Raw genomic sequence first — 12,842 nt, 5'->3', positions numbered from 1 at the left:
TACGACTATTTATTGATGTATCGCGACACGAGTTGTACAGTGTTTGCTGAGTGCTTTGGAACGGATTCAAACGACATATCAGCTGTTCTGCCACGCGCGCGACAGATGCGCGGCACATCGGGAAGCACACGGGGAAACACTTACATACAGCGCAGGCCGGGCCCATCGGCAACTGGATGGACACCGAGCCGAACGCATCGGAGACGCCCCTAATGTCATCGCTCGTTGACATCGATTCGCATGTCCGGGATGTACTGAACATCGTCAACAACCAGCCCGCATCGTGTTCGATGAGCCATTCCGTCGCGCAATCGTGGACGCGCTGTCTGGTCGAGTTCGGTCTGGACCCTGGACGTTTCGTGCTGCCACCCGTGCTGACGCAGCACGAACTGAACGTGCGGCGCGAGGCGGCGGGCGATCTGATCGCCTGCTCGAAGCTGGAAATGACCACGCTCTACCAGCAACTCGCCGACCCCGAACTTGCGGTGATACTCGTCGATGCAAACGGTGTAATCGTTCATCAGGTTTCGTCGGTGCCGTTCGGCGAGGCCGTCGCCGCCGATGGCCTGCGTCCCGGCGCCGTGTGGAGCGAGCAGGAAGCGGGCACGAACGGCATGGGCACGTGCCTGACGGAGCGCGAATGTCTCGCGATCTATCAGCATGAGCATTTCTATCCGCGCTACATGTCCCTCACCTGCTCGGCCGCGCCGATCTTCGACGAACGCGGCGCGATAGTCGGCGTGCTCGACGTGACGAGCCGCTCGCGGATGCTGCAGCAGCATTCGCTCGTGCTAGTCGGCATGTCGCGGCAGATGATCGAGAACCGGCTGATCGACTCGCGCTACCGGCGCGCCAACACGGTCCACTTCCATAGCCGCCCCGAATTCGTCGGCACGCTGCATGCCGGCAAGCTCGCTGTCGACGACGACGGCATCGTGCTCGCCGCCAATCGCAGCGCGTTGTTCCAGCTTGATCTGCGCTCGCCCGACCAGTTGTGCGGCAAGCGCATCGAAGAAGCGTTCAGCGCGACGCTCGAAGACATGATCGCGCGCAGCATTCGCGGCTCTTTCCACCCGATCACCGTGTACAGCGCGCACGCCAGCAACCGTTTCTTCGTGATCGCACAGACGCCGCGCGACGCGACGTCGTTCGGCAACGCGAACCAGGTGGCGACGAGTGCGCGCGGACAGTGGAGCGACGTGTCGATCAACCGCAATGCCACTGCGCGCGCCAAAAGCCCGCGCGAAACGCGCGAGGCAAAGCCGGCAGCGGCCGGGCTCGACAAGCTCTCGCATCTGGAATTCGGTGATCCGCGCATGGCCGCGCAGAGCCAGTTGGCCGCGCGCGTGATCCAGCGGAAAATCCCGATCATCCTCAGAGGCCAGACGGGCACGGGCAAGGAAGTGTTCGCGAACGCGCTGCATAGCATCAGTCCGAACGCGGCGGGCGCGTTCGTCGCGGTGAACTGCGCGTCGCTGCCCGAGACGCTGATCGAAAGCGAGCTGTTCGGCTATCGCGCCGGCGCGTTCACGGGCGCGCAGCGCGAAGGACGGCGCGGCAAGATCGTGCAGGCGAACAACGGCACGCTGTTCCTCGATGAAATCGGCGACATGCCGATGGCCTTGCAGGCGCGGCTGCTGCGCGTGATCGAAGAACGCGAGGTCACGCCGCTTGGCGCTGAAACCACAATCAAGGTCGATTTCCAGCTGATCAGCGCGAGCCACCGCAACCTGCTCGATCTCGTGCAGCGCGGCCTGTTCCGCGAAGACCTGTACTACCGGCTCAACGGCATCGAGATCAACCTGCCGCCGCTATGCGAGCGCGCCGATCTGCTGCCGCTCGTGCAGCACATCCTCGAAAGCGAAGCCGAAGATCCGCCTGAACTCAGCGCCGAAGCGCGGCAAGCGCTCGCGAACTACGCGTGGCCCGGCAACATCCGCCAGTTGCGGCACGTGCTGCAAATGGCGATCGCGCTGTGCGACGGACCTGAGATACGCTGCGCGCATCTGCCGGCGGAAATCGTCGATGAGACGCGTAGCACGGGCGGCTCGCCCGCACGCGCTTCGGCGGCGGGACCGCTGGCGCAGCAGGCAAACGCAGCGGCGGCGGCGTTCGACGACGAGGCCGATCTGTCGGCACTCAACGCGATCCAGGTCAAGGAGCGCGAAACGGTGCTCGCGATGCTCGACGAGCATCGCTGGAACGTGAGCAACGTCGCGAAGACGCTCGGCATCAGCCGCAACACCTTGTACCGGAAGATGCACAGACTGCACATCCGGCTGTCGCACGACGCCGCACAGGCATCCGTCGACGACGCGTGTGGCAAGTGACTCACACATGATTCGTAGATGACCTACGCATGAGCGCACCGACGCCCGCCCGCCGCCCTGGCGTTTTTCGCCCCGACGCGCGCTTCGCGTGGTGCATCACGGGCTCAGGACACATGCTGGAAGAATCGATCGACATCGCGCTCGCGCTGCCGGGCGCCGATCTGTTTCTGTCCGCCGCTGGCGAAGAAGTATTGCCGCTTTATGGCTGGCCCGTGCCGAAGCTGCGCGAGCATTTTCGCGTGTTGCGCGACAACAGCGCGAGCAGCGTACCCGTCGGCATGCTGTACGAGGGCCTTTATCACACTGTCGTGATTGCGCCTGCGACCAGCAACACGGTCGCCAAATGCGCGTTCGGCATTTCAGATACTCTGCCGACCAACCTTTATGCACAGGCGGGCAAGCAATGCGTGCCCGGCATCGTTTTCGCGTGCGACACCGAGCCGAGCGTCATCACGCAGAGCCCGCATGAATGGGTCGAAGTGCGACCGCGCGCGATCGAGCTGGAGAATGTCGAGCGGCTTGCGCGTATCGAATACACGACCGTCGCGCGCTCGCTCGACGAATTGCGCGCGGCATTGAGCGAACGGCTATCGAACCTCGGGCTCGCATGGAACACATCGTCTTCCTGACTGGCAGGCTCGCCGAGAAAAGCGTCGTGCAGGTGCTGGAGGGCATGGCGAACGCGCCGTTCACGTGGGAAGTGCGCGAGATCGGCTTACAGGTTGCCGCGCTGATGACGGCCGATATGATCCGGCGGCGGGTGACGTTGCCGCTGCGCGCGGATCGGATGATTGTGCCGGGGCGCTGTCGGGGTGATCTTGCTGCGTTGAGCGAGCATTTCGGCTTGCCTGTTGAACGCGGTCCTGAGGAGGCGAAGGACTTGCCACTGCATTTCGGGCAGGCCGCGCGGAAGTTCGATCTGTCGCGTTACTCGACGGAGATTTTTGCGGAGATCGTCGATGCGCCGAGACTCGATCTCGAGGGGATCGCGGCGCGGGCTAAGCATTATGCGGAGCAAGGTGCGGATGTGATTGACGTCGGCTGTCTGCCTGATACGCCGTTTCCGCATCTCGAAGACGCTGTGCGGATGCTGAAGGCAGGCGGTTATCGTGTGAGCGTTGATTCGATGGTGACGGATGAACTTCTGCGTGGCGGGCGCGCGGGAGCCGATTATCTGATGAGTCTCAACGTGGACACGTTGTGGGTCGCTGATGAAGTACCGTCGACGCCGGTTGTCGTTGCGCGCGAGCCGCATGATATGGCTTCTTTGCATCAGGCGATTGATGCGCTCGTTGCGCGTGGTAGGCCGTTTCTGGCTGATCCTATTCTTGATCCGATTCCATTCGGCTTTGCTGCTTCGATTGCGCGGTATGTCGCGTTGCGGGAGCTGTATCCCGATGTTGCCATCATGCTTGGTGTTGGGAATCTTACTGAGCTGACTGAAGCTGATACTAGTGGCATTAATGCAGTGCTGCTTGGTATTGCTGCTGAGTTGCGTGTCTCTGCCGTGTTGACCACTTCCGTTAGCCTGCATGCGCGGCGTGCTGTGCGTGAGGCTGATGTCGCTCGGCGTGTCATGCATGCGGCTTTTGAGGCGCAGGTGCTGCCTAAAGGGATTAATTCTGACCTGTCTGCGTTGCATGCCAAGCGGCCTTTTCCCTATGACGCTGATGAGATCGCTGCGTTTGCTGCACAGGTGCGAGATCCGAATTTTCGTGTTCAGGTCACTACGGATGGGATTCATGTTTATAACCGTGATGTGCATGTGGTTGAAGTTGATCCCTTTGCGTTGTATCCGTATCTGAAGCTCGAGAATGATGGCGGGCATGCTTTCTATATGGGCGTGCAGACTGCACGGGCTGAGATTGCCTGGCATTTGGGCAAACGATTTGATCAGGATCAGGTTCTGGATTGGGGGTGTCAGGTTGAGCGTAGCGCTGAAGACCTGGAGGTCTGGTGTGCCCCTGGCACGACGAAGGGGAAACGTTCGAAATAACGGTTTTGGTTGTGGTTTTGGTTTTTCAGACTTTGCGCTGGCATCCGCGCTATGCCTTCGTGCTTCAAGCGTCGCCCCTGTGCGGGCATTCGCTTGGCGCCTTCGCGGCGCGGGCGTTGCTGTTGTGTGCTTGCCTCTGCGATGGCATCCGCGCTATGCCTTCGTGCTTCACGCGTCGCCCCTGTGCGGGGCGGCACCTACTTTTCTTTGCCGCCGCAAAGAAAAGTAGGCAAAAGAAAGCGGCTAACACCGCCAGCCCGTGTTCTTATCCACGGGCCCCCAACGTCCCCACGCTTCATATGACAGTGCCCTGGTCGATGCTCGTTGCCAACGCTTCGAATGAACGCCTCACCCACTTCAAACACCCGCACACGTGCTAGCGGCAGCGAATGGTTTGTGCCGCCCAGGTGGCAAACTGTGTGTAGGTTGTCGCGTCGTACAGGGTAGCGCTCTTACAGGGTGGGACGCATGCGCTATCGGTCCGAAGTGTGGCGTGTGTAGCGCTACGGCCTACACACAGTTTGCCACCTGGGCGGCGGTGGACTACTTGGCAAGGCGTGCTGTAACGCGGACATATGAAGCGGGTGAGGCGTATCGCAAGTGCGTTGGCAACGAACATGGGTCACGTGATTGCCGTGTGAAGTAAGGGACCGGTTGGGGTCCCTCAGGCAGGAAGAAATGTTGGCGGTGTTAGCCGCTTTCTTTTGCCTACTTTTCTTTGCGGCGGCAAAGAAAAGTAGGTGCCGCCCCGCACAGGGGCGACGCGTGAAGCGCGCTAACAAAACGCGGATGCCAGCGAAAACCCAAAAAAACCAAACCCAAAGCCCGGTCACGCACGTGCCTTCCTATCCCTCAACTGCAAAATCATCGGCGTAAAAATCAACTGCATGGCAAGCCCCATCTTGCCGCCAGGCACAACAATAACATTAGGCCGAGACATAAAAGAGTCATGCAACATAGTGAGCAGATAAGGAAAATCAATGCCCTTCGGCTTAGAAAACCGAATCACCACAAAACTCTCATCAGGCTGAGGAATCTCCCGAGCAGTAAAAGGATTAGAAGTATCAACAGTGGGAACACGTTGAAAATTGACATGCGTACGCGAAAATTGCGGACAGATGTAATTCACATAATCTGGCATCCGCCGCAAAATCGTATCAACCACAGCCTCATGCGAATAACCGCGCAGCGTCTGGTCACGATGCAGCTTTTGGATCCACTCCAGATTTATGATCGGCACAACACCGACGAGCAGATCCGCATGCTGTGCGATGTCGACCTTGCTGGTCACGGCCGCACCATGAAGCCCTTCGTAAAACATCATGTCCGTGCCCGGCGAAATATCCTCCCATGGCGTAAACGTCCCCGGGTCCTGCTTGTACACCACGGCGTCCGCCTCATCATGCACGTAACGCCGGAACTTCCCCCCGCCCGAGTTCCCGTAGCTCGCGAACAGCTGCTCCAACTCTTCGAGCAGATTCGCATCGGGCCCGAAGTGGCTGAAGTTGCGCACGCCGTCCCGCTCGCTCTGCCGCAGCGCCTCGCGCATGCCGAGCCGGTCGTACCGATGGAACGCATCGCCTTCGACAATCTGCGCATTGATCTTCTCCCTGCGAAAAATGTGCGTGAAGCTCCTCATGACGGTGGTCGTGCCCGCGCCGCTCGACCCCGTTACGGCAACGATCGGATGTCTGACTGACATGCGCAGTCTCCTTGTTACAGGTCAAGAGTCAGACCGAGGTTTCCGGAAGGAACAACGAGCGCTCACGAAAAAGCGGCGACGTGAAAGGCATGTCGATGCCAAGATCGTGCTCGCGGTGATACCGGCCAATCCGCGTCACTTCGTTCGACGAGCCAAGTATCAGCGGCATGCGCTCATGGAACGTGCGCGGCGCGCCGTCGAGCACCCGCTCGCGGCCCGTCGTCGCCATGCCGCCCGCCTGCTCGACCAGAAAACCAAGCGGGCTCGCGTCGTAGACGGCGGACAGCCGGCCGCGCATCGCCGAGCGCGTGCGGTAGTCGCGCGGCATCAGGAACAGCCCGCCACGCATCAGGATGCGATGCACTTCGGGCACCAGCGCGTCGCTCCAGCGCAGGCTGAAATCGCGCTCGCGGCAGCCCGCGCGGCCTTCGCGGCACTCGTGTACGTAGCGGCGCACGGGCGGCTCCCAGAAGCGCTCGTTGGATGCGTCGACGGCAATCTCGCCCGTCTCTTCCGGAATGCGGATCGATGGATGCGTGAGCATGAACTCATCCGTCTGGCCATCGAGCGTGAAGCCGTGCGTGCCCTCGCCGAGCGTGATGACGAGCATCGTCGCCGGGCCGTAGATCGTGTAGCCCGCCGCTGCCTGTTCGCGGCCAGGTTGAAGGAACGGCGCGCCGTAGGCTTCGCCATACGATTCGCAGTCGAGTTCGCCGTATGCTTCGGCTCGCGCGTCACTGCCATTCACATCGCCGCCTTGCGACTGCACGCGCATCACCGAAAAGATCGAACCCGCCGTGCCGTTGATGTCCGCATTCCACGGGCAGTTCAGCGGATCGAATGCAAGCTGGTACTCGGGCGTCGCCGCATTGTCCACATGATCGGCACGCCCGTTGCGCACTGCCGCCTCGGCCAGCTTGCGGCGTCGCGTGGAATACGCGAGCACCGCGCCGCCCGCCACCGAATCCGCCTGCGCGCTGTCGCCCAGCGTGCCGCGCGCGAGCGCCGCGCCGATGGTCTTCACCGACGCCGCAACGTCATGCAGCACGACCTGCAAGGCGGTGGGCGGCCGCGTCGACATCAGGTGGTCAGCGTCGCCGGCCAGGAACCTCGTGAGCGTAATATTTGCGTGACGCATGATGCTCTCCTACGAAGTGGGGAATTCTGGCGCGGCGCCGGGTTCCGTCCCGCCGCCGCCTGATTCGGAGAACACGCTGCTCGCGCGGATATCGGCGGCGCTCAGCAGCGTCAGCGCGGCGGGGTCGGCGCTCGCGCCGCCGCCCAGCGCATGTGCGAACAGGCGATTGGCCTGGCGCAGGCGCGCGCGGTCGAGCGCGTTGCGCACCGAGCGCGCGTTCGCGAAGTTCGGCTGACGCACGCGCCGCGCGAGGTAGTCCTCGAAAGCGCGGCGCGCGTCGGCGTCGAACCGGTAATGCATCGTATCGAGCATGCGCTCGGCGATCAGCAGCAGTTCGTCGGGTGCATAGTCGGGAAACGACAGATGATGCGCAATCCGCGAGCGAAAGCCCGGGTTGCTGCGAAAGAAGGTGTCCATCCGCGCGGCGTAGCCGGCCAGAATCACGACGAGATCGTCGCGCTGGTTCTCCATCGTCTGGAGCAGGATTTCGATCGACTCCTGTCCGTAATCGCGCTCGTTTTCCGGGCGATACAGGTAATACGCTTCGTCGATGAACAGCACGCCGCCCATCGCGCGCTTGAGGACTTCGCGCGTTTTCGGCGCGGTGTGGCCGATGTATTGGCCGACGAGATCGTCGCGCGTCACAGAAACCAGATGATTGCGGCGGATATAGCCGAGCCGGAACAGCACGTCCGCCATGCGCAGCGCGACGGTCGTCTTGCCCGTGCCGGGATTGCCGCTGAAGCACATGTGCAGCGTCGGCGCGCCGCTTTCGATGCCGAGCGCCTCACGCGCGCGGCCCACCAGCAGTTGCGCGGCGATTTCGCGGATGCGCGTCTTCACGGGCGCGAGGCCGACCAGATCACGGTCGAGTTCGTCGAGCACATCGGCGATCCCCGACTCGCGAAAGAGCGCGAGCAGATCGACGCGCGGCGCTTGCGTTTCGTTTTGCGCCAGTGGCTCCGTTACGACGGCGTTCATGACGATGTCTCCCTGTTCGTGTTCTGGTTCGCTCTACCGTCGTGCCGCCGCTAGCGTGGCGCGGCGCGCACCGTCGTGAGCGAATAGCGCTGCACACGCGAGCGGTCTTCCTGACGTCCCAGCACGAAGGTCGGTTCGACATCCGGCCGGTTCACGATGAACGACAGCCGCATCGTCTCGAAGCCGCGCACCGAATCGAACGCATTCACCTTGATGTAGTGCTGCGGATACGCTTCGCGGCACCGCGTCACTTCCATCATCACGCCCGCTGCATCGCGCAGATCGAACATCGGCAGGCCCCACATTTCCCAGTACGTGTTGCGCGGATGCGGATCGTCGGTGAATTCGACCGAGCACGACCAGCCCTGGCTCAGCGCGTACTGGATCTGCATGCGGATTTCGTCGTCGGTCAGGTCGGGCAGGAAAGAAAACGTTCCCTGGGTGATACGCATGGCTGGCTCCTCATTCGGATTCGGCGGGTACCGCGCTCGATTAATCAGGCCACGCTCGGCGTGACGGCGAAATCGGGTGTATCGGTCGGCGTGTAGTTGAACGTGATGTCGCCCCATGTATCGAGCGCCTGCTTGAGCGGCGTGCAATGACGCGCGGCCGCATCGAGCAGATCGGGGCCTTCGTTGGCGATGTCACGGCCTTCGTTGCGCGCCTTGACCATCGTTTCGAGCGCGACGCGGTTCGCCGTCGCGCCCGCCTGAATGCCGGACGGATGGCCGATCGTGCCGCCACCGAACTGCAGGATCGCGTCGTCGCCGAACAGATCGAGCAACTGATGCATCTGGCCCGCGTGAATGCCACCCGACGCGACGGGCATCACCTTGCGCAAGCCCGCCCACGGCTGATCGAAATAGAGACCGCGCGTGAGATCGACGGGGTTGTGCGATTCGCGCAGCACGTTGTAGTAACCCTGCACCGAGAGCGGATCGCCATCGAGCTTGCCAACGGCCGTGCCCGCATGCGCATGATCGACGCCCGCCATGCGCAGCCACTTCGCGATCACGCGAAACGAAATGCCGTGATTGCGCTGCCGCGTGTACGTGCCATGCCCGGCGCGATGCAGATGCAGGATCATGTCGTTCTTGCGCGCCCAGCGTCCCATCGACGTAATGGCCGTCCAGCCGATCACCAGGTCGATCATGACGATGCACGAGCCGAGTTCCTTTGCGAATTCGGCGCGCTCGTACATGTCCTCCATCGTGCCCGCCGTCACGTTCAGGTAGTGGCCCTTCAGTTCGCCCGTCTCGGCTTGCGCGCGGGCCACCGCTTCCATCGCGAACAGATAGCGGTCGCGCCAGTGCATGAAGGGCTGCGAGTTGATGTTTTCGTCATCCTTCAGAAAGTCGAGGCCACCCTTGAGGCCTTCGTACACGACGCGTCCGTAGTTCTTACCCGACAGCCCGAGCTTCGGCTTGACGGTCGCGCCGAGCAGCGGACGGCCGTATTTGTCGAGCCGTTCGCGTTCGACGACGATGCCTGTCGGCGGGCCCTGAAAGGTCTTCAGATACGCGACAGGAATGCGCATGTCTTCGAGCCGCAGCGCTTTCAGGGGCTTGAAGCCGAACACATTGCCGATGATCGAGGCAGTCAGGTTCGCGACCGATCCTTCCTCGAACAGATCGAGGTCATAGGCGATGAACGCGAAGTACTGCGGCTCGCTCTCGCTGGCGTTGGGCACGGGGTCGACGCGAAACGCTTTTGCGCGGTACATGTCGCACGCGGTCAGGCGGTCGGTCCAGACGACGGTCCAGGTGGCCGTCGACGATTCACCCGCCACGGCGGCGGCGGCTTCTTCCGGCTCGACGCCCGGCTGCGGCGTGATGCGGAACAGCGCGATGATGTCGGTGTCTTTTGGCGTGTAGTCGGGCTGCCAGTAGCCCATCTCGCGATATTTGAGGACACCCGCCGAATAGCGCGAGCGTTGTTGGGTGCTTTCGCTGCCTGCGGGCTTCACGGCTTCCTTGCTGAAATCGTTCATCGCGCTGCCTCGATATGGATCGCGGCGCGCCTCTGATGCTGCGCACGCCTGGGGGGTGGGAGCTGGCGTGCATCGAAAGTCGCCGGCCTTGGAGGTCAATGTAGGCTTCGGGCCGGATGAAGTGAATTCACGATTTTTTTCAGCAGGCTTAAGTGATCCGTTAACACGCGTGCATGGAGCACAAAATGCGTCCACAATGGGTTATCGGCTCGTGGAACACTTTGCTGCGGTTCCGCTACAGTAAGGCGCGTAAACGGCGCGCCCTTCCCCGTAGGGCTGTGACTGGTACGACAGTTGCATCAGCAACATGGGCCGAGGCGATTGGGCTTTTGCGTGCATGCACGTGAGTGCTTTTTTCGCAATGGGACCGCCGTTTTGTTTTCTTCAATCGCTAAAGGAGGACGAACATGCAGTGGACTACCCCTGGATATACCGACATGCGTTTCGGGTTTGAAATTACGATGTATATCGCCACTAGGTGATGGATGAGCCCGTGCGGGGCTGGTTTCGGTGAGGTTTTTGCCGGGCCGGCCCCGTTTGTTTTTTGTGCGATGCCGCAAGCGGGTTTGGTTTTTTGGTTTTGCGGCGTAGGTGTCGCTGGTCGGTGTGTCTGTTTTTTCGCTGGCATCCGCGCTATGACTTACCCCTTCACGCGTCGCCCCTGTGCGGGGCGGCACCTACTTTTCTTTGCCGCCGCAAAGAAAAGTAGGCAAAAGAAAGCGGCTAACACCGCCAACATTTCTTCTTGCCTGAGGGCCCCCAACCGGTCCTACGCTTCACACGGCAACATTTCTGTTCGCCTTCGTTGCCAACGCTTCGAACAGAAGCCTCACCCACTTCAGATACCCGCACAAGAGCTGGCGGCAGCGAATGGTTTGTGCCGCCCAGGTGGCAAACTGTGTGTAGGTTGTCGTACCGTACAGGTTAGTGCTCTTACCGGAAACACCAGTCTTGCTTCCCCGTCCGGAGTGATGCGCCTATGGCGCGAAAGCCTACACACAGTTTGCCACCTGGGCGGCGGAGGAATGTCTGGCACGGCCTGCTGCGACGCGGGTGCGTGAAGCGGGTGAGGCGTTAATTCGGAGCGTTGGCAACAAACATGGGTCACGTGATTGCCGTGTGAAGTGTGGGACCGGTTGGGGGCCCTCAGGCAGGAACTAGAATTGGCGGTGTTAGCCGCTTTCTTTTGCCTACTTTTCTTTGCGGCGGCAAAGAAAAGTAGGTGCCGCCCCGCACAGGGGCGACGCTTGAAGCACGCTAACAAATCGCGGATGCCAGCGAAAAGCCACGAGAACCAGACCGGAACACGACTACCACTGCAAGAACAAACAAACCACAAAACTGCCTGCCGCCAAAGGCAAAAAACCCAAAATGATGATCCACGAAACCATCATCACAACATGCACGAGCGACGGTGTCGCCCACACCGCCCCGATGGGCATCCGTCACGACGAAAACGGCCTGACGATCCTGGCCCCTTTCAGGCCATCGAAAACCCTGGACAACGTGTTAGCCACCCGCGCAGCGGTAATCAACTTCACGACCGATGTCCGCATCTTCGCCGGCTGCGTAACCGGCACCCAACGCGACTGGCCGACAAGCCCTGCGACCCAAGTCCCCAGCCTCAGGCTGAAAGAATCACTAGCCCACACCGAGCTAACCCTCGACCACATCACAGAAGACGACCCTCAGCGTCCAGTCCTCCATATGCGCTGCGTGCATACCGAAACCCACGCCCCATTCACAGGCTTCAACCGCGCCCAGGCGGCGGTAATAGAAGGCGCAATCCTCGTGAGCCGGCTTTTCATGCTGCCCGCCGACAAGATCGACCGCGAAATGGCCTACCTTCAAATCGCCATCGACAAAACCGCCGGCCCGGACGAACTCACTGCATGGCAGTGGATCACAGCAGCAGTAGAACGCTTCCGCACAACCGGCGACGCAGCCGACAAAAAAACCGCCCCGCACTCGTCCTGACGGAGAGTTAGATGACCGCATTGCTCGCAAGCGTCCGCTCGGCGGATGAAGCGTTCGACGCAGCCGGCGCCGGCGCCGACCTCATCGATCTGAAAGAACCCTTGGAAGGCGCGCTCGGCGGCGTGTCGATCGACAACATCTGGCGCATCGCGCGCACGCTGCGCTCGCGCTACCCGGTGAAACCCATCAGCGCGACGATCGGCGACCTGCCGCCCGATGCGCTCGACGCCATCGCAGCACGCGTCGATGAAGTCGGCGAGACAGGCGTGGATTTCGTCAAAGTCGGCGTCGTGCCGGGACCGCATGCGCGCGAGTGCCTGACGCGCATCGCTGGCTTGCGCGCCAATGTGTTGCCCGTGCTGTTGTGCGACGACGGTGTCGATGCAGAACTCGTCGCGCATGCCGTCTCGCTCGGCTTCGCAGGCGTCGTGTTCGATACGGCAGGCAAGTCAGGCCGCACGCTGCTCGATTGCATCGACCGCGCAACGCTCGCGCGCTACATCGCCACGATTCGCGCGTCGGGCGCAATGGCCTGCATCGCCGGTTCGCTCGGCTGGACGCAACTCGACCAGATTCGCGCGCTCGCACCCGATGTCGCGGGCTTTCGCACCGCGTTATGCGAGAACGGCCGCACCTCGCGCCTCGATCCGCGACGCGTCGCGCAATGGGCCGACGCGCTGCATCACGCTGCTCCCGTCGCGTCGACGGCCACCGCGTAAACGTCGCAC

The 12,842-nt window shown here is 61.8% G+C and carries 11 protein-coding genes; 6 read left to right on the top strand and 5 right to left on the bottom strand.

Annotated features, from left to right (window positions below; all coding sequences use genetic code 11):
• The first annotated feature begins 212 nt into the window (after positions 1-212).
• The 3 genes from C2L65_RS34260 to C2L65_RS34250 are packed head-to-tail and all read left to right on the top strand — an operon-like array spanning position 213 to position 4,326.
• Positions 213-2,330 carry a sigma-54-dependent Fis family transcriptional regulator gene (locus tag C2L65_RS34260; protein ID WP_042306271.1) on the top strand — a complete coding sequence of 706 codons (2,118 nt, stop codon included), beginning with the start codon at positions 213-215 and terminating at the stop codon, positions 2,328-2,330.
• A 29-nt stretch (positions 2,331-2,359) separates the two neighbouring features.
• Positions 2,360-2,959, top strand: coding sequence for a flavoprotein (locus C2L65_RS34255; RefSeq protein ID WP_042306272.1), 600 nt, complete (start codon positions 2,360-2,362; stop codon positions 2,957-2,959).
• Entirely contained in the window at positions 2,938-4,326 is a 1,389-nt protein-coding gene (locus tag C2L65_RS34250; protein WP_042306273.1) for a DUF6513 domain-containing protein, read from the top strand. The genes C2L65_RS34255 and C2L65_RS34250 overlap by 22 nt, the downstream gene beginning before the upstream one ends.
• 829 nt (positions 4,327-5,155) lie before the next feature.
• Here C2L65_RS34250 and C2L65_RS34245 read toward each other — a convergent pair.
• The 5 genes from C2L65_RS34245 to C2L65_RS34225 are packed head-to-tail and all read right to left on the bottom strand — an operon-like array spanning position 5,156 to position 10,137.
• Positions 5,156-6,028 (bottom strand): phosphoribulokinase, encoded by an 873-nt coding sequence (locus C2L65_RS34245; protein ID WP_042317266.1) that lies wholly within the window; start codon positions 6,026-6,028, stop codon positions 5,156-5,158.
• 28 nt (positions 6,029-6,056) lie between these two features.
• A complete protein-coding gene (locus C2L65_RS34240; protein WP_042317268.1) occupies positions 6,057-7,166 on the bottom strand; it encodes a class 1 fructose-bisphosphatase in 1,110 nt (369 codons plus the stop codon).
• 9 nt (positions 7,167-7,175) lie between these two features.
• Positions 7,176-8,147 carry a CbbX protein gene (cbbX, locus tag C2L65_RS34235; protein ID WP_042317270.1) on the bottom strand — a complete coding sequence of 324 codons (972 nt, stop codon included), beginning with the start codon at positions 8,145-8,147 and terminating at the stop codon, positions 7,176-7,178.
• A gap of 50 nt (positions 8,148-8,197) precedes the next feature.
• Complete coding sequence (locus C2L65_RS34230; protein ID WP_042317272.1) at positions 8,198-8,599, bottom strand: ribulose bisphosphate carboxylase small subunit; 402 nt, start codon at positions 8,597-8,599, stop codon at positions 8,198-8,200.
• Between the two features lie 44 nt (positions 8,600-8,643).
• Positions 8,644-10,137 carry a form I ribulose bisphosphate carboxylase large subunit gene (locus C2L65_RS34225; RefSeq protein WP_042317274.1) on the bottom strand — a complete coding sequence of 498 codons (1,494 nt, stop codon included), beginning with the start codon at positions 10,135-10,137 and terminating at the stop codon, positions 8,644-8,646.
• 407 nt (positions 10,138-10,544) lie between these two features.
• Between C2L65_RS34225 and pqqA the strand changes: the two genes are divergently transcribed.
• From pqqA to C2L65_RS34210, 3 genes are all read left to right on the top strand, one after another.
• Complete coding sequence (gene pqqA, locus C2L65_RS47130; protein ID WP_007576927.1) at positions 10,545-10,619, top strand: pyrroloquinoline quinone precursor peptide PqqA; 75 nt, start codon at positions 10,545-10,547, stop codon at positions 10,617-10,619.
• Between the two features lie 892 nt (positions 10,620-11,511).
• Positions 11,512-12,114: a DUF447 domain-containing protein gene (locus C2L65_RS34215; RefSeq protein WP_042311847.1), complete on the top strand. Its 603-nt coding sequence runs from the start codon at positions 11,512-11,514 to the stop codon at positions 12,112-12,114.
• An 11-nt stretch (positions 12,115-12,125) separates the two neighbouring features.
• The gene (locus C2L65_RS34210) at positions 12,126-12,833 is read left to right on the top strand and encodes a (5-formylfuran-3-yl)methyl phosphate synthase (RefSeq protein ID WP_042311815.1); all 708 of its coding nucleotides are present in this window, start codon (positions 12,126-12,128) and stop codon (positions 12,831-12,833) included.
• The last annotated feature ends 9 nt before the right edge of the window (positions 12,834-12,842 follow it).

The organism is Paraburkholderia terrae (assembly GCF_002902925.1).
Classification (GTDB): Bacteria; Pseudomonadota; Gammaproteobacteria; order Burkholderiales; family Burkholderiaceae; genus Paraburkholderia; species Paraburkholderia terrae.
Note: the sequence above shows the minus strand (reverse complement) of the source record. Positions and strands in the feature narration are given on the sequence as shown.

What these genes read in the sequence shown, in the direction of transcription:
- C2L65_RS34245 (WP_042317266.1), bottom strand. Translation starts at nt 6,028, where the DNA reads ATGTCAGTCAGACATCCGATCGTTGCCGTAACGGGGTCGAGCGGCGCG.
- C2L65_RS34240 (WP_042317268.1), bottom strand. Translation starts at nt 7,166, where the DNA reads ATGCGTCACGCAAATATTACGCTCACGAGGTTCCTGGCCGGCGACGCT.
- C2L65_RS34225 (WP_042317274.1), bottom strand. Translation starts at nt 10,137, where the DNA reads ATGAACGATTTCAGCAAGGAAGCCGTGAAGCCCGCAGGCAGCGAAAGC.
- C2L65_RS34210 (WP_042311815.1), top strand. Translation starts at nt 12,126, where the DNA reads ATGACCGCATTGCTCGCAAGCGTCCGCTCGGCGGATGAAGCGTTCGAC.
- C2L65_RS34260 (WP_042306271.1), top strand. Translation starts at nt 213, where the DNA reads ATGTCATCGCTCGTTGACATCGATTCGCATGTCCGGGATGTACTGAAC.
- cbbX (WP_042317270.1), bottom strand. Translation starts at nt 8,147, where the DNA reads ATGAACGCCGTCGTAACGGAGCCACTGGCGCAAAACGAAACGCAAGCG.
- C2L65_RS34250 (WP_042306273.1), top strand. Translation starts at nt 2,938, where the DNA reads ATGGAACACATCGTCTTCCTGACTGGCAGGCTCGCCGAGAAAAGCGTC.
- C2L65_RS34230 (WP_042317272.1), bottom strand. Translation starts at nt 8,599, where the DNA reads ATGCGTATCACCCAGGGAACGTTTTCTTTCCTGCCCGACCTGACCGAC.
- C2L65_RS34255 (WP_042306272.1), top strand. Translation starts at nt 2,360, where the DNA reads ATGAGCGCACCGACGCCCGCCCGCCGCCCTGGCGTTTTTCGCCCCGAC.
- C2L65_RS34215 (WP_042311847.1), top strand. Translation starts at nt 11,512, where the DNA reads ATGATCCACGAAACCATCATCACAACATGCACGAGCGACGGTGTCGCC.